At 70.7% G+C, this 18,458-nt stretch carries 1 protein-coding gene (only partly in view); it reads left to right on the top strand.

Annotation, left to right across the window (positions count from 1 at the left end; genetic code table 11):
• Positions 1-18,458 carry the 5' portion of an Ig-like domain-containing protein gene (locus SM116_RS05445; RefSeq protein WP_320943442.1) on the top strand. It continues 11,968 nt past the right edge of the window, so only the first 18,458 of its 30,426 coding nucleotides appear in the window; the start codon lies at positions 1-3; the stop codon falls past the right edge of the window.

The raw sequence follows: 18,458 nt of genomic DNA on the forward strand, positions 1-18,458 counted from the left end.
GTGCGTGCGACTTCGCTCTTCGCTGCGTTCGTCACCGCCTTCGCCCTGTCGCTTCCGTCGACGGCTCAGGCGGCAGAGCCCGCGGCGGTGCCCGCGGCAGCGCATCCGGCATCCACCTCCACGGCGACGCTCGCCGCGCAGGACCAGCAGTTCGTCCAGTACGTCGACGCGTCGATCGCCGTGAAGCAGGCCATCGCGAACCGCGCGGCCTACGAGGCGGCGTACAAGCAGTACCTCGCCGCGAAGGCCACGTACGACGCCGCTGTGCGGCGTGCGCAGGCCGATGCATCCCGGCGCGGCGTGGGCTCCCGGCAGACGTCCCGGTCGACGAAGAGCACGTTCGTGCTCTCTCCGACCACGACGGTCGTGACGAAAACGACGCCGACCACCACGCCCACGACGTCGACCACCTCGCAGATGAACTGCACCCGATCCGCGGACGGGAACTCCGTCACGTGCACATCGGGGACCAGCTCGAATGCGGGAAGCGGCTCGTCGGGCTCCGGTTCGACGGGGTCGGGCGGCTCGTCCGGATCGACGGGGTCCACCGGCTCCACCGGATCGGAGGGTTCCACAGGATCGACCGGATCGACCGGCTCCACGGGCACCGGCTCGACGGGTACGACCGGATCCACCGACACGGGTTCGACCGGCACCGGCTCGACCGGATCGACCGGCACTCCGGCCCCGACACCGTCGCCTCTCATGGCGGACTCGTCGCCCGCTACCCCGGTGGACGCATCCGCGGCCCTGACGCAGGCGCAGCTCGATGCCGCGGTCGCGCAGGCGAAGTCCGAGTGGCTCGCCGTCGACCCGGGTGCGAGCTTCGCCGGGTTCAGCGCATCGGTCGGGAGCCTCGGCACGGGATGGCTCGGCAGCGAGGCCTCCGGCGCCGTCGTCATCGATGCGACAGCCGCAGGCTGGGGCTGGGACGTCTCGTTCCCGTCCGCCCCGTCGGCGCACATGAGCCTGCTGACGGTCGTCCGTCACGAGCTCGGCCACGTGCTCGGCCTGGCGCACACCGGCGGCACCGTCATGACGCCGACGCTCTCGGTCGGGCAGAGCTACCCGGTCGATGCGGCACTGCTCCCGAAGCCGGCTCCGGCTCCGGCACCCGCTCCGGCTCCCGCTCCGGCTCCCGCGCCGGTCACGGCGACCGCCGCGACGACCACCTCCGACCCGGCGCCCGCACCGACGGACACGACGACTCCCGCGCCGACGACGACCACGGCTCCCACCGACCCGACGGCACCGACGGACACGACCACGGCTCCCAGCGACCCGACGACCACGACGTCTCCGGCACCGACGACGACCACGACCCCCACCGACCCGACGGCCCCCACCGATCCGGCCGCGCCGACGGCCCCCGCCGACCCGACGACCAGCGCTGCGGCAGGCACGACCAGCGCCCCGGCGGCTCCCGCGGCTGCCCCGGCGCCGTGGGTGCTCCAGCTGGCGACCGGAACCGGCACCCTCGCGTTCCACGCCGACGGCACCGTGACGTTCACGACCGCCGCAGGCACGCAGTCCACGACGCTCGCCGCGGTCAGCGAGATCGACGTCCTCGGCGGCCACGACGACACGCTCGTCGTGGACCGCGGCACGGTGGACCCGGCGATCACGATCCGCTTCGACGGCGGCACCGGCTACAACTCGCTCGACTTCGCCGGCACGACCTCGGGCATGAGGTCGGTGCCGATCGACCACCACTCCGGCACGATCGTCCTCGACCGCACGACCGTGCAGTACGCGGACATCGCGCCCATGAACTCCGGGACGGCGGCGGCAGCGCTCTTCGACTTCGGCACCGCCGACAACACGTGCACGCTGAACTCGCCGTCCAGCGGCCAGCTGCAGCTGGCCTGCGACAACATGGAGACGACGAGCTTCGCCGACCCGACCACGTCGCTGACGATCCAGGGCACGGGCGACGACATCCTGCACATCGCGGGTCAGGTCGACTTGGCCGCCGCCGCCCTGACCGTCGCGTTCCGCCAGATCTTCCTCGACAGCGGGGCGGACCTCACTGCCGGTGATGTGTCGCTGACGGCATCGCAGACGGTGACCGGGGGCGTGAAGAACGTGATCGGATGCCTCGGCAACGGCACGATCGCCACCCACTGCGCCGATACGGCCGTCACTCTGACGGACGCGGCGGTGCACGCCGCGAGCCTCACGATCGCCGCGACTTCGAGCGTGACACCGGACTCGTTCTACGGGATCGTCGTCCACGACCACGCGGCCGTATCGATCACGGACGGCTCGATCGACACCGGCACCGGCGCCATCGCCATCACGGCCAGCGCCACCGTGCCGACCTTCACGGCGAACGAGAAGTACACCGACAACCTCGTCTTCGACGACTCCGCGACGATCACGATCGGCGGGGCGGCCCGGCTCACGGGCAACGGGATGACGTTCACGTCGACGTCGAACCTCACCGGCACGGCGAATCCGGGCGCCGACGCGAGCAAGGACGAGAGCGGCAACGGCGCGGACGGCAGTGCGCAGAAGGATGCCGCGGTCGCCACCGTGACGGTCTTCAGCACGTCGATCACGAAGCTCACCGACACCGCGAGCCTCGGTGCGACCGGCGACGCGACGCTCGCCGCCGTCAACGACGTCACGGTGAACGCGACGGCCGATGCGAGCGCGGCGACCGCCGGAGCCGGCATCGCCGTCATCTACGTGAACCAGGACACCCAGTCGTTCATCGACTCCCACTCGCCGACCGCCATCACGGCGAAGGACCTCGCCGTCAACGCGGACAGCACGCTGGGCGCGGCATCCACCGCCAACACCAGCGCCAAGGGCTCGACCCAGAACGACAAGACGGCGAACGACCCCAGCCGCGCGAACGGCAACTCGAAGACCGCCGACGGCAACGTCGATCTGACAGCGGCGCTCGCAGTGGTCGTGCTCACCGGCGGCACGCACGCGTACATCGCGCCGGCCTCCGGCACCGTCACGATCACCACGACGGGCGGCACCCAGAAGATCCACGCGGGCGCGGTCAACACCGACGCGGCCAGCGCCTCCGGCGGCAACGCGGACGGCACGGGCGGGGCGGGCGCCGTCGGCGTCGGCGTCGCCGTTGACGTGGGCGTCTTCACGACCGAGGCCTACCTCGGCACCGGGGCGACCCTCCACGCGACGACCGTCACCGTCGAAGCCGTGCAGCCCACGAGCAGCGGTCAGTCGGCGTACAGCGCGACCGCCGTCTCCGGTGCGGCCGGCAGCAGCGGCGATTCGGTGAGCGTGGCCGGCTCCGTCGCCGTGAACGTCGTGGTGCTGAAGACCCTCGCCGAGGTGCGCGGCGACGCCACGGTCGACTCCGGCCTGAACCTGACCGCCGGCTCGGATGTCAAGGACACCGTGACGACGACCTCGAAGAAGGACGGCACCGGCAACTCGGTCGGCGTCGGCGCGTCGGTCTCGATCGACATCGTCAACGACACCACCAACGCCGGCGTCACGTCCAGCGGCATGCTGACGGGCGTCGGCGCCCTCACCATCCGCTCGAAGGGCAACAGCGTCAGCGACACGGAGGCCACGAGCGGCGCCTCGGGCGGCAGCAGCCTCGTCTTCACCGCCGTCGTCGCGCTCGGCGTCGACAACATCACGACGTCCGCCGGGTTCGCGGACGGCTCCGCCATCACCACCGCCGGCAACATCGACGCGCAGGCCGACCAGACCGCCAAGGCGACGACCAAGGCGACGGGTGCGACGGATGGCGGCAACCTCGCCATCGGCGCGGCCGTGGCCATCACGCTCGCCGACCACGAGGCCGACTCCTCGACCGGACGCACGCTCACGGCGAACAGCGGCGATGTGTCGTTCACGGCAAACGGCTCCAGCGACAGCGACACCGAGGCGAAGGCCAGCGCGAAGGGCGCGAAGGGCGAGAAGTCCGGGTCCGACCCGAGCGGCGATACGTCGTCGGTGAACGACAAGGGCGACAAGCAGGCATCCTTCGCCAACAGCTCGTCGACCGCGAAGGGCGGCAAAGGCACCAAGACCTCGACGCCGTCGGCGTCGACCGGAGACGGCGGCGGCTCCAAGATCACGGTCGCGGCCGCCGTGGCCTTCAACCTGATCGACTCGTCGTCCACCGCGCGGCTCGCGGACGGCCAGAGCATCACGTCGACCGGCGGCCAGGTGACCCTCGCGACGACGAACACGACCCACGCGAAGTCCATCGCGAACGGCACCGCGAGCACCGGCTCGTCGCTGACGATCGGCGCGGCCGTCGCGATCAACCTCGTCGACATCACCAACGACGCCTCGATCGGCGTGGGCAGCACGGTCAGGGCATCCACCGGGGTCACCCTCTCGGCGATCTTGAACACCGTGCCCGACGGAAAGCACACGATCGACGCCGAAGCCACCTCCGGTGCGTCCAGCTCCGACGGCACGCTCGGCCTCGCCGGCTCCTTCGCCATGAACCTCGAGAACGCGACGACGACGGCGCAGGTGCACGCCGACCCGCTGGGCGGCGGCGGTGTCGTCATCACCGGCACCGGCGACCTCGCCATGACGGCCACCTCCAACGGCAGCAGCAAGACCGCCGCCACCGCGAACCAGTCCGGCGGCGCGACCGTCGGCATCGGCGCTTCGGTCGCCCTCAACCTCGTCAACAACGACGTCTTCACCGGATTCGACCTCACGGGGACCCCCGCGAACGGACCCCCGGTCACCGGAGCCCGCAACATCACTCTCACGTCCTCCAACACCGATGCGCTGACGAACGAGACCGATGCGGGTGGCCAGGGTGGCAAAGTCACCATCACGCCCTCCGTTGCGGTATCGATCGCGAACGAATCGTCTGTAGCCGCTTTCGGCGCCGGTCCGCTGGTGACCGCCACCGGCGCCATCACCGCGGGCGCGACCTTCGCGGGCGCCGTCACCACCACCGCCAAGGGTGACACCACCGTCGGCAGCACCGCGGGCATCGGCCTGTCGCTGGCCCTCGCGATCGTGAACCACACCGTCGACGCCCACACCGCGCGCAGCCTGCACGCCACCGGTGCGATCGGGTTCACCGCGACCGGCAGCTCGCAGACGACGAGCGAGGCGACGGCCGCGACCTCCGGTGCCAAGGACGACGGCAGCGGCGAGGACTCGAACAAGAAGGCCGACAACAACCTCAAGAACGCGAACAAGGAGCAGAAGGACAACAACGCGGCCGGCAAGGACTCGGGCAAGACCTCGACCCCGAAGGACGGCACCGCCGACGGGCAGGACAACAGCAGCTCCAGCTCGCCGTCCCTCTCTCTCGCCGCGGCCGTCGCGATCAACATCGTCACGACGATCAGCACGGCGAACGTCGCGGACGGGCTCACGATCACCTCGGACACCGGCGTCCTGACCCTCAAGAGCCTCGCGCACACGGATGCCTCGGCCCACGGCAAGGGCGACAGCACCGCCAAGGCGGCCGTCGGGGTCGGTGTCGGCGTCGCCGTGAACTCGGTCGACATCACGAACCGCGCCACCACCGGCGCGTCGACCATCGTCGCGACCGGGCTCGACGCCCAAGCGGGCATCACCGACATCAACGACCCGAACAACCACGATGTGCTGCGCCACTGGAACGGCACGAGCTGGGACGTCATCGACCGCGGCAAGGACCTGCCCGGTCCGTACGCCGACCAGTACTTCCGGCTGACCGCCGACGACGGCTCGAACGGCAAGGGCGTCTACAAGTACTCGTCGGGCGGCAGCTGGGGCAGCGCGGTGGTCAGCGGCGACGTGCAGGAGAAGGACAAGCTGACCGACTGCGACCACTCGACGAGCCCGGCCTTCTGCGTGCTGAGCGTCCCGAACGCGGGCCACCCGCAGGGCAGCATGTACATGTGGGACGGCTCGACGTGGAAGTTCGTCGGCGACCAGAACGGCGACAAGCTGCCCACCGGCGGCCCGAAGGACAAGGACTACTACCAGCTCACGGCCGACGACGGCCTCGGTCACGCGGCGGGTCTCTACCGCTTCTCGTCGAGCGGGCACGCGTGGAACGCGGTCGCCGGTCCGTTCGCGCACGGCATCGACCTGCCCGCGTCGCCGACGACCGACGAGATCTTCCGGCTCGACGAGCACGAGATCCAGGCGCAGGCCGAGTCCGGCGCGGGCGACTCCACGTCCGTCGGCGTGGCCGGAGCCGTGTCGATCAACATCATCCACAACATCACCGAGGCGGTCATCCCGGCGGGCGCCTCCGTCACCCTCAGCACGGCGGACCTGACGCTCAAGAGCCGCAGCAACGAGCGCGACACGTCGAAGGCGACGAGCAAGGCCGAGGTCGGCGACAGCGTCGGGATCGGCGCATCCGTCGCCATGAACCTCATCCTCGGGCAGGACGGGGGAACCCTCCTCTCCGACAACCGGGTGCGCTCCGAGGTCGAGAACGGGGCCACGGTCACCGGCGGCGTGAACGTCGACATCGAGGCGAAGGGCTGGCGCCAGCTCGTGACCGAGACGGAGGCGGGTACGAAGACCTCGGGCGACAACCCGGCGATCACGCCCGCGGTCGCGCTGCTGGTCGACAACCACGACAACGTCACCGCGCGCCTGGGAACCGGCACCGGTCTCACGGCGACCGGGGCTGTCACGATCTCGGCCGAGCACACGAACGAGATCGAGACCTCGGGCAAGGCGGAGGCCGCGAGCAAGGACGTCGCGATCGGCGCCATCGTCGCGCTGAACGTCGTCCTCGACTGGGGAACGCTCGCGGCCACCGACCGGTCGGTCTCCGGCACCTCCGTCGAGATCACGGCCACGTCCGAGATGGCCGACACCGCGAAGGCGACGGCGAGCGCGCGCGGCAGCAGTGACAGCGACAACAGCGGCGACAAGAAGTCCGACCAGCAGATCAAGGACAGCCCGAACTCCTCGGGCGGCACGAACGGCAAGACCACGCCGAAGTCCAACGACCAGACGTCGTCGGCGAACAGCAGCTCGAGCGGCAAGACCGGCCAGAGCGGCGGCGGCACGGGCATCGCGGCATCCATCGCCTGGAACTGGATCGAGACGACCAACGAGGCCCGCATCGGCTCCGGCATCACCGTCACGGCCACCGGCGGTGACGTCAAGGTGAGCGCATCGAACATCACCGGCAACACCGCCCAGGCGATCAGCACCGCGTTCGACCTGACCTCCGGCAGCACCGAGATCGGCGCGGCGATCGGCTTCAACTACCTGAACATGACCAACCGGGCCCACATCCAGACCGGCACGACGGTGTCGGGCGCGGGCATCACGGTCGAGGCCATCACGCCGTCCGGCAAGCACGACGACTTCATCATCTGGGCGTTCGCCGCCGCCGGCGGTAAGTCGGGCACGAGCTTCGCGGCCTCGGCCGGCATCAACGTGCTGAACCTGAACACCGAGGCGCGCGTCGGCCAGGGTGCGTCGCTCACTTCGACGCAGGGCATCACGGTCAACGCCACGACCGACATGCGCCTGCTGAACCTGGCGCTGTCCGGAGCCCTCTCGACGAGCGGCAAGGGCATCGGCGGTGCGTTCGCGGTCAACATCCTGCCGAACATCACCACGGTCGCCGCGATCTGCTCGGGCAGCGACGCCTCGACCGACCCCGACTGCAACAGCGTCACGACGGCCACGACGCTGCAGGCGGCGGGCGCGATCGGCGTGACCGCGACCGACACCTACGCGCCCCTCGCGCCGACGACCGGCAACAGCACGATCGACAACCACCTGCCCGCGCTCTCGTCGTTCGCGCTCGGCGGTGCCGTCGGCGGCGACGGTCTCGCGGTCAGCGCGACCATCGTGGTCGACGTGCTCCTGTACGACACCGAGGCGTACATCGGCAACAGCGCGAAGGTGAACCAGACGACGACCGGCGGCTCCGGGCAGTCGGTGAACGTCGCGGCCGAGGACGACACGAACATCGTCGACGTCTCGGGCGGTCTGGCCCTCAGCGGCGGATCGTCCTCGGTCGCGGGGTCGATCATCGTGCTCGTCATGACGAAGACCGTGAACGCCTCCATCGGCTCCAGCGCCAAGGTCAACGCGGGCGGCGGCGTCTCGGTGAGCGCGACCTCGACCGAGCAGCTGCTCGAGATCGTCGTCGGCGGCAGCGCCTCCGACTCCAGCGCAGCGGTCGCGGGCACGTTCGCGGTCATCATCGTCAACCCGGGCGACCAGGCGACGGCGGCGTCGATCGGCAGCAGCGCGGTCGTGCACGCGAACGGTGCCGTGTCGGTCACCGCCTCCGACACGTCGGACAAGATCAGCATCATCAGCGGCAACGTCGCCATCTCGACCTCGAGCGCCGGGGTCGGCGCATCCCTCGCCCTCCTCGTGCGCAACGGCACGGTCACGGCGACGATCGGCAACAACGCGAGCGTGGAGGGGGATGCCGCGGCCGGCGTCTCCGTGAACGCCACGCAGGAGCTGAACCTGCTCATCACCGCGATCGCGGGCGCGGGCGGCGACTCGGCCGGCGTCGGCGGATCCGTGGTCGTCGACGTCAACACCGACGTGACGACGGCATCCATCGGCTCGTCTGCGAGCGTGAACTGCAGCGGTGTCGGCTGCACGAACTCCAGCGTCGACAACACCCAGGCGGTGGGCGTCAAGGCGAAGGACACCACGACGATCCTCGCCCTCGCGGGCGCGCTCGCGGTGGGCGGCACGGCCGGCGTCGGCATCGGCGTCGACGTCGAGGACATCCACAAGACCACGACCGCCTCCATCGGCGACTCGGCGACGGTCCACGCCAACGGCGACGTCGTGACGACCTCGCAGTCCTCCGAGGACATCAAGTCGATCTCGGTGGGCGGCTCGGGCGGCGGCACGGCCGCAGTGTCGGTGAACGCCGCGATCCCGGTCGTCAGCGTGTGCACGGATGCGTCGATCGGCAACTCGGCGAACGTCCGGGCAGGCGGCAACGTCATCGTGTCGGCCGACGAGTCCCTGAACCTCATCGTCCTCGCCGGCAACATCTCGGTCGGCGGCACAGCCGCGGTCGGCGCGGGTGTCGCCGTGCCCGTCGTCACGAAGAACACGGACGCCACGATCGGGTCGAGCGCGACGGTGACGGCGCTCGGCATCGGCAGCCACATCTCCGGAACCGACGGCACCGTCAACGCCGGCTCCTACGCGACCAACGGCCAGGACATCCGTTTCGACCCGCGCGGCCTCCAGGGCGGCTGGCCGACGGCGCCGCCGAACGCGCCGATCAACCAGGGCCTCGAGGCGAACGGCTACATCATCAACCTCGGCTACAAGCACGGCTTCCAGCTCGGCCAGCAGGTCGTCTACGACAACGGCGGCGGAGCCTCCATCGGTGGGCTCACGAGCGGCACCAGCTACTACGTCATCCCGGTGTCCGACACCGAGATCGAGCTGTACACGCAGCGCGGGCCCCCGTCGAACCCGACCTGCGCAGACCCCAACCTCGTGTGCGGCATGTCGATGCCGGCCGGCGCCCTCATGGGCGAGAACCAGCGCTTCGTGCCCACCGACCAGCCCGGCGTCGCCTCCGACACCTCGCTCCGGTTCTCGGCCGCGAACGACGTGGCCTCCAACTTCATCGTCCTCCCGTACGCCTGGCCCAGCGGCAAGACCCCGCACATCGGCGACCCGGTCGTCTACAGCGCGGGCGGCGGCACCCCGATCGGCGGACTCGTCGACGGAGCGACCTACTACGTCGTCGACAACAACCCGCAGCACCTCCAGCTCGCGGCCACCTACTGCGACGCGGTCGGCGTCGACAAGGGCGCGGACGGCATCTGCCAGAGCTCCCCGAAGAACGGCGGCGGCGTCAGCCTCGGCGGCGACGACCAGACCGGCGGCCCGGGCTTCGTCCACATCATCAGCTTCACCTCGACCGGCGCCGGACGCTCCCAGAGCATCGTCCCGGCGGGCATGCTCCCCGCGGGCAACGCCTCCGAAGAGGGCGCCCAGACCGTCACCCCGCCGACGCGCTCGGGCTTCCAGGGCGTCGCGGTCACCGCCTCCAACAGCGACGTGATCTCCACGATCGGCATCGCGGCCGGCGGCGCCGGCACCGCGGCCGTGAGCATCTCCGGCTCGATCGCCGTCGTGACCGTCCACACCGTCGCCTCGATCGGCAACAGCGCCCACATCGACTGCGGCGCTCTCGACTCGGCGTGCGCGGCGAACGACCCGAGCGCCGACGGCGGCCAGTCGGTGCTCGTCTCCGCCGTCAACGACTTCCACACGGTCGGGGTCGCGGCATCCATCGCCGTCGCCGGCACGGCGGGGGTCGGCGCATCCGCCGCGGTCCGCGTCGAGGAGCTCCACACCGACGCATCCATCGGCAGCAGCGCCGTCGTCAACGCGAAGAACAACGTCGAGGTCCGCGCGACCGCGAGCGACGCGGTCATCTCCGTCAACGCGGCGGCCGCCGGCGGCACGGTCGGCGTCGCCGGCACGGTGGGCGTCTCGGTCATCAACGAGTTCACGAACGCCTACACGGGCACCGGCACGACGGTCCGGGCGAACGGCAGCATCGGCGTCGTCGCGAACAGCGACAGCGAGCTGCTGCTCATCACGGCGACCATCGCCGCCGGCTACGTCGGCGTCGGGGTGGGCGTGGATGTCGCGGTCGTGTCCAAGCAGACGCGCGCCTACCTCGGCTCCAGCGACGTCATCGTCACGCTCGGCAACGGCGGCGGCATCGACGGCGCCGACACCGGGCAGCTCGGCGACTCGTCGTTCCCGACGCAGACCGAGTACGGACTCGTCGTCCAGGCCGGCTCGCACGAGAAGCTGTTCGGCCTCGTGGCGGGCATCGCGGCCGGCATGGTCGGGGTCACGGGCAACGTCGGCGTCACGATCTTCTCCGTCGACACGCAGGCGTTCATCGCCTCCGGCACGTTCGTCAACCGCAAGGACTCGACCCACATCGTCGACAACACGAACACCCTGCAGGGCGTCGACGTGTCCGGCAGCGACATCTTCGACTCGCTGACCTTCGCGGGCGGCGTCGCGGGCGGCTTCGTCGGCGTCGCGGGCGGCGTCGACATCGGCGTCGCGAACATCAGCGTGCTCGGCCAGATCGGGTCGGGGACGGATGTGTGGGCCCGCGGCACGGTGCAGGTCAACGCCCTCTCGATCAAGCACGTGCAGACCTACGCGGTGAGCGTCGGCGGCGGCTTCGTCGGCGTCGCCGGTGCGGTCTCGGTGTGGTCGGTCGGCACGGCGCCCAACGCCACCTACTCGGCCGACGACCACGGCCCCAACCGCCACGCCTGGAGCGGTACCGCGAACTACGCGAGCGGCGACGTCGTCACGGGCTCCGACAGCCACACCTACATCGCGCAGCAGAACAACAAGGGCCAGGACCCGACGACCACCTCGGGCTACTGGAAGCTCGACACGCCCCAGGACTCCACGCAGGGCCAGGGCACCGACTCGAAGTCGCAGGCCGACTCCATGGCCTCGGGCAGCAGCAGCGGTTCCGGCGCGCCCGCGTTCAACCCCGGCGCGAACTACACCAAGGGCGACTACGTCACCTACAAGGGCCAGACGTACCAGGCGACGGACAACATCTCGGCGGGCGGCCCGAACCCCGACGCGGTCGACGGCAGCGGACACGTCGCCACCGGCAACCTCTGGTACGGCGTGGCCGACGGCTGGAAGGGCGCCCTCAACGGAGCGCCCCAGGACCCGTCGACCCCGTTCACCACGGCGCACCTGTACCACCACGGCGACCTCGTGAGCTTCGGCGGCCACGACTACGAGGCGCAGGGCACGTTCACCTCCACCACCAACCCCACCGTCGACACGACCGACTGGCAGCTCGCCGACGACAACTACCAGCTGCAGGTCTCGGGTGCGGGGGCGAACGGCACGTCGAGCCTGAACAGCTCGTACTCCGGCACGAGCCCGACGCAGGACGCGTTCACCGCGACCACGCCCTCTCCCGTCGCCTGCGATCCGTCGCACGCCCCGGTGGGCACGGCATCCGTCGTGTGCGGCACGATCCACTCGCTCGGCGGTGACGTGCAGGTGCGGGCGAGCGAGAACGTCGACACCGTGGCCCTGGCCGGCGCGGTGGCGGGCGGCGCGGGGGCCCTCGGCGCAGGCATCACGGTCATGTCGATCGGCGACGTCGTCGACGCGGGCATCTACGGCGGGGCATCGGTCAGCGCGGCCGGCACGGTCGGCGTCCACACGCTGTACAACGAGCACGTGCTCGACATCGGCGTCGCGGGAGCGGTCGGCGGCATCGCGATCGGCGCCCAGGTGGTCGTGCTCAACGACTCGAGCTCGCAGAAGGCGCACATCGACGACGGCGCCTCGATCCCGACGGCGGGCACTCTGCTCCAGGTCGACGCGACGGCGAACCGCACGCTGCGCGCGTACGCGATCGGCATCACCCTCGCCGCCCTGGGCACCGGCGCCGCGGTCTCGGTGATCAACCTCAGCGGTGACACGCAGGCCCTCATCGGCGACGTCGCGATCGGCTCGGGCGGAGCGATCGGCGGCATCGACGTCGAGGCCACCGACAACGTCACCTCGACGATCCTCTCGGTCGGCGTCGTGGCCGGCGTGGGCCTCGCCCTCAGCGGCATCGTCGCGGTCGTCGACTACAGCGGCACGACCCGAGCGGTCTCCTTCGCCCACGGCACCGTGTCGATCGGCGGAGCGGGAGTGACGGTCAAGGCGACCGGCGCCCGCGGCTCGCTGGCCCCGACGGCGGTGAACATCGCCGTCGGCGGCGGCCTCTCGGTCGGCTTCACCCTCGTCGTGGCGACGCAGGAGCGCAACGCCGAGGCCGAGCTGGGCGGCAACGTGACGACCTCGGGAGCCGTCGATGTCGAATCGACCGCGACCGATGTCGCGTCCGCCTTCACGCCGGGCGCGGTGATCGGCGCGGCCGCCATCGCCGCGATGATCCCGATGGCCACCGTCAGCGGCCACACGACCGCGACGATCAGCGGGACCGTCGGCGGTGCGTCGGGCGTCACTGCCAAGGCCGCGGGCGTGAAGAAGGCGGATGCCGAGGTCGACATCCTGAACATCTCCGGCACCATCGGCGTGAGCGTCGGCGTGGCGATCGCGACCGTCTCGGACGGGGCCGACATCCAGGCCACCGTGTCGGGCAGCGTGACGACGTCCGGTGCGCTGAACGTCACGGCCCAGACGACCCTGGGCGATCGCAACGAGGCCATCGCCATCGGCAGGTCGCTCACCGCGGCGCTCCTGGGTTCGGGCGCGGTCTTCGCCGCCATGGCGAACATGGGCGGCGCCGTGCGCGCAGAGCTCGACGGCGCCGTCACGAGCTCCACGAGCGTGGACGTGAGCGCGACCGGCACGAACCGCGCCGACTCCGAGCTGCTGGTCGTCGACGCGGGTGGCCTCGCGGGTGTCGCAGTGAGCATCGCGGATGCCGAGATCCACTCGGCGGCGAAGGTCGAGGCGCTGTCGGTCTACGGCAGCAGCGTCCAGACGATCACGAGCTCGGGCCCCGTCACCTTCGACGCGGAGTCGCACAACACGGCGATCACCCACACGCAGATGGGTGCCGGCGGGGGCCTGTTCGGCGTCGGCGTGAGCGTGCCGACGGCCGACATCGCCGGCGCGACGACCGCCTCCGTCGACAACAGCGTGAACGCGCCGTCGCTCTCGATCACCGCGAACGGGGAGAACAGCGCGACGACGAACACCGACATGCTGAGCATCGGCGGTCTGGCGGGCGTCGGCGCGGACGACTCGCACGCGACCGTCGAGTCGTCGGCCCTCGTGAGCGCCGTGGTCGGCTCGCACAGCACTCTGACGCTCACCGGTGCCGCGATGGTCAGCGCGACCAAGGGCAACACGGTCCAGTCCACGACCGGCAGCGTCAACGCCTCGCTCGGCGCCAGCGTCGGCGCGATCGGGTCGGAGGCGCAGGATCACGGCGGCAGCACCGCATCCTTCGGCGGCGAGATGGCGAGCGGCAGCCAGCTGACGGTCCAGACCGGGGCGACCGACTCCGCCACGACGGCCCTGTTCGTCGTCTCCGTGGCGCTCGGGGTCGGCGCATCCGTCGTGTCCGCCACCGGCAACATCGACGGGACGGATGCCGCGTCCCTCGCCGGCACCACGAACATCCACAGCGCGGCCACCGCGATCACGGTGCACGCCACGCGCGGAGCGATCGCCCTCACGAACGTCACGGGCGGCGCGGGGGGCATCCTCGGCTCCGGCACCGACATGAAGGCCATCGGCACGGTCGGCGGCACGGTCCAGGCCTACGTCGACAACGGCGCGACCGTGGGAACGACGAACGGCAGGCCCGCGTCCCTCGCCGTCAACGCCGACGACTCCGCGGTCGCGGGCGGCGGCGCCAAGGCGGGCGCGGGATCGCTCGGCCTCACGATCGGCTCTGCGATCGGCTCGGCCACGGCGAACCCGACCGTCCAGGCCACCCTCGGCACGAACGTCCACGTCGTGCTGGGCACAGCGGCGACGAACGGGCTGACCGTGCAGGCGATCTCGCACCGCGCGCAGGCCGTCGGAACGGCGAAGGTCGTGGGCGGCGGCATCGCGAACGTGGGCCTCCCGGCCGCCGACGCCACGTCCGACCCGACTGTCGACGCGCACTTCGGCGCCGGCACGACGATCCTCGTCGGCGGGACGGTGATCCTGGATGCCGAGTCCCTGCAGGACCCGCAGGGCGCCGCGCTGACGGACGACATCGTCGGCCTGAACGTCAACGGCGGGGCGGCGCCGGACGACACGGTACTGTTCCCGCAGCACGGACTGTCCACGGGCGACCAGGTGCTCTACCAGTCGAACGCTCCGATCGGCGGCCTGCGCAACAACCACACCTACTCGGTCATCATCCCGACCGCTGTCGACGGCACGCCCGACCCCGACCACGTCGGCTTCGGCGTGACGTGGGCCGGCGCATCCATCGACGCCCTCAGCCTCACGCCCACGCAGTCCGGCTCCGACACGGCGCGCGGACTCCTGCGCTTCAGCGGCCCGCACCACTTCGAGAACGGCGACGCGCTCATCTACCGGTACGACCCGGCCCACGCCACCTCGATCGGCCTCACGGACGGCGGCATCTACTACGTCCGCGTCATCGACCCGAACACCGTGGCGCTGTACACGTCGCAGGCCGACGCCGTGCAGGCCGCGAGCGTCTTCCACACGTCGGACGTCAGCGGCAACCTCATCGGCGGCACGCCGTTCACGGCCGGCCAGCAGGTCACCTACCGCTCCGCGCCCCAGAGCACGTTCGTGCACGGCCCGGGAACACCGGCGGTCAACGGCCACCCGGCCTGCTCGTACTGCAACCACGCGGTGGACGTGAACGTCGACGGCAGCGGCAACGTCACGGGCGACAACAGCGGCGCCTACAACGTGTACCTGCCGACGGTGAACGTGAACCCGGTCACCCACGCGGTGACGCTCTCCGACCACAACCTCCACTCGGGCCAGGCCGTCACCTACCGCATCAGCGACGCGTCGCAGAAGATCCCGGAGCTCACGGTCGGCGCCGTCTACTACGTGATCCGCGTCGACGCCTACACGATCAAGGTCGCTGCGACGTACTGCGACTCGGTCGGCCACGTCGGCGACCCGGGGACGTGCCCGGTCAGCTCGGTCGTGACCCCCATCCACATCTCGGCGCCGCCCGAGTCGAGCGCGGTCGAGGCCTTCGCCCCGGTCGGCATCGGCCTGACCGACGGCGCGACCTACACGGTGGCCAGCCGCAACGGCTCCGGCCAGATCACGCTCAGCGGGCAGAGCCTCTCCACCGATCACGTGTACGGCGACCAGACGCTGTTCCTCGCCGGCCACTCGCTCACCGCGGGCACCGGCGCGCAGGAGCTCATCATCGAGCTCACCGGCTCGCTCACCGGAACCCAGAAGCTGCTCGCCGCGGACGGCACCTCGCTCCGCTCCGCATCGCCGCCCCCGGGCAACGGCGTCACGACGGCCGCGGCCAGCGGCGGCGGCGGCGGCGCCGGCTCCTTCACGTCGCAGACCTCCCAGACGAACGTCAACCCGACCGTCCGCGCGTACGATGCGGCGACGTCGATCACCGCGGGCGGCAACGTCGGCATCACCGCGACGACCCACACCCACGACGAGGCGACCACGAGCAACGGCTCGGGCGGCCTGATCTCCGGCGCCGGAGTGTCCTCGCACGTCGACGGCACGGCGAACACCTCCGCATTCGTCGGCAGCGGGCCCGACGGCATCCAGGGGAACACGGCGGCGACGCAGGTCACCGCGGGCGGCGTGAGCATCACGGCGGGCGGCATGGTGCGGGTCGAATCCACCTCGCAGTTCATCGCGAATGCGGACGCCGACACGGAGAGCGGCGGCCTCGCCGGCGGCTCGATCTCGCACGCCGAGGTGCACCTGACCGACAACAACGTCTCGGCGGTCGGAGCCGGCGCCCACGTGGTGGGCGGCTCCGTGAAGATCCTCGCCACGACCACCGGGTCGAACATCACGAGCCACTCGCGGTCGATCTTCATCGCCTTCGCCGGCTTTGCGACGGCCAAGGCCGTCTCCGAGCTGAAGAGCCACGACACGGCGCTGATCGACGGCCAGGAGGGCGACGGCACGTGGGTCGAGGGCGACAGCGGCGTCGACGTGCGCGCCCTCCACATCGGCAACACGCGCTCGCAGGACGACGACCCCGAGTGCTGGTGCATCGGCCCGTCGTACAGCGACGGCTTCAACAACTTCCAGTTCTCCGAGACGGCGGCCGCGCACTCGGGCGCGACGGTGACGGCGGGCACCCGCATCCAGTACGGCGTGAACACCAACGACCAGAGCCTCGACCCGGCCGACCCGTCGCCGTGGCACCTGGCCCACCCGTCGGGGCAGAACCACCTGGCTCTGTACGTGCAGGCCGAGACGAACGCGGGCGACCAGATCGACAACACCGATACGCGGGTCGCGGACTGGAACGCCGACGTCGTCATCCACGAGGGCCCGAGTCCGCTGCTCATCATCGGTGCGGACGGTCATGTGGTGACGGCCGTCAACATCATGGTCAACGGCGTCCACAACCCGGCGCCGGGCACGGACTTCAGCGGCGGACCCGTCATCGAGGTGAACGACCTCATCAACCACGACACCGGCGACGTCCTGATGAGCTCGACGAACGGCACGATCGAGAACAGCCTGAGCGGCGGGTCGAACACGGCCGCGCACTACTGGGGAACCTTCTACTACCGCGACAACTGGCAGAAGGTCACGATCCTCAACCACTCGACGGTGCGGCTCGTCGTCGACGACATCAACGTGCTCAACATCGGGTCGCCCGTCGTCACGCTGAGCGCCTCCGGGGGGACGACGCATCCGCTGTTCGCCATCGTGCGCCAGGTCGATCCGACGCTCGTGACGATCACGAACGACGCTCCCGCACTCGGCCCCGATCTGCTGGTCAACGGCACGATCACGAACCCGATCGGCGAGACCGACATCTCGAGCACCGGCTCGATCTCGTCGTCGACCGTCCGCGACGGCTCGAGCTCCGCCTTCAGCGGCCCGCACACCGACCTCGTGCAGTCGAACATCGTGCACCTCGTCGCGGGAACGTCGATCGGCGCGAGCGGCACCTACCTGAACGTCGACCTCGTCCAGTGGGCAGGTCACACCCTCGAGTTCACGACCTCCTCCGGCACGAGCCAGTACATCGACCTGCTGACGCGGCTGCGCGACCCGGCGATCACCGACCCGCAGACGCCGGCCTACGTGATCGCCATCGACCACATGGTCGCGGGCGACAGCATCTACGTGCGTCTGCAGGCCACGCAGTACCAGACAAGCGTGCCCGCCATCCCGGGCATCACGGTGACCGCGACGAATCCGAACGGCGTGTCCGGGACGTTCGCGAAGTTCTACAACCCGGACAGCGCGCATTGCTACTACGCGGTCGGCTGCCCGAACCCGACCGAGGAGCCGGGAGCCTTCGCCACGGGCGGGCACGCGACCGCGAGCACGTACGACTTCAGCCTGCTGGATGCCGGCTCCAACGGGGCCAACGGCCTGATCGACGTCTTCGCCGCCAACGACTCCGCCGGCGCCACGCGCATCAACATCATCGGGCTCGTCCAGATCGAGCAGCCGGCCTCCGGCGTCACGGCCTCGACCTACGGCACCGTCAACGCCGACACCAACGGCTTCATCACGCTCACCGAGAAGCTCGGCGACCTGCGCGCGGGGCTCATCAGAAGCACCGATGACGACGTGACGCTGACCGCGCCCGGATCGATCTACGATGCTCCGCAGCCGTCGCCGAACCCGCCGGCGACCGGTCACCCGCAGGGCACGCCCACCCCGGAGGTGGTCGGCGACAACATCACCCTCACGGCGCAGACCGGCACGATCGGCCTCGACAGCAACTTCCTCGAGATCCAGTCGTCCTACGACACCTTCGGTGTGCTGAACGCGCAGGCCCCGGGCGTCATCCGCATCTCGCAGACCACCGGCGACCTGCACGTCGACACCGT

It is taken from the genome of Microbacterium rhizosphaerae (genome assembly GCF_034120055.1).
Taxonomy (GTDB): Bacteria; Actinomycetota; Actinomycetes; order Actinomycetales; family Microbacteriaceae; genus Microbacterium; species Microbacterium rhizosphaerae.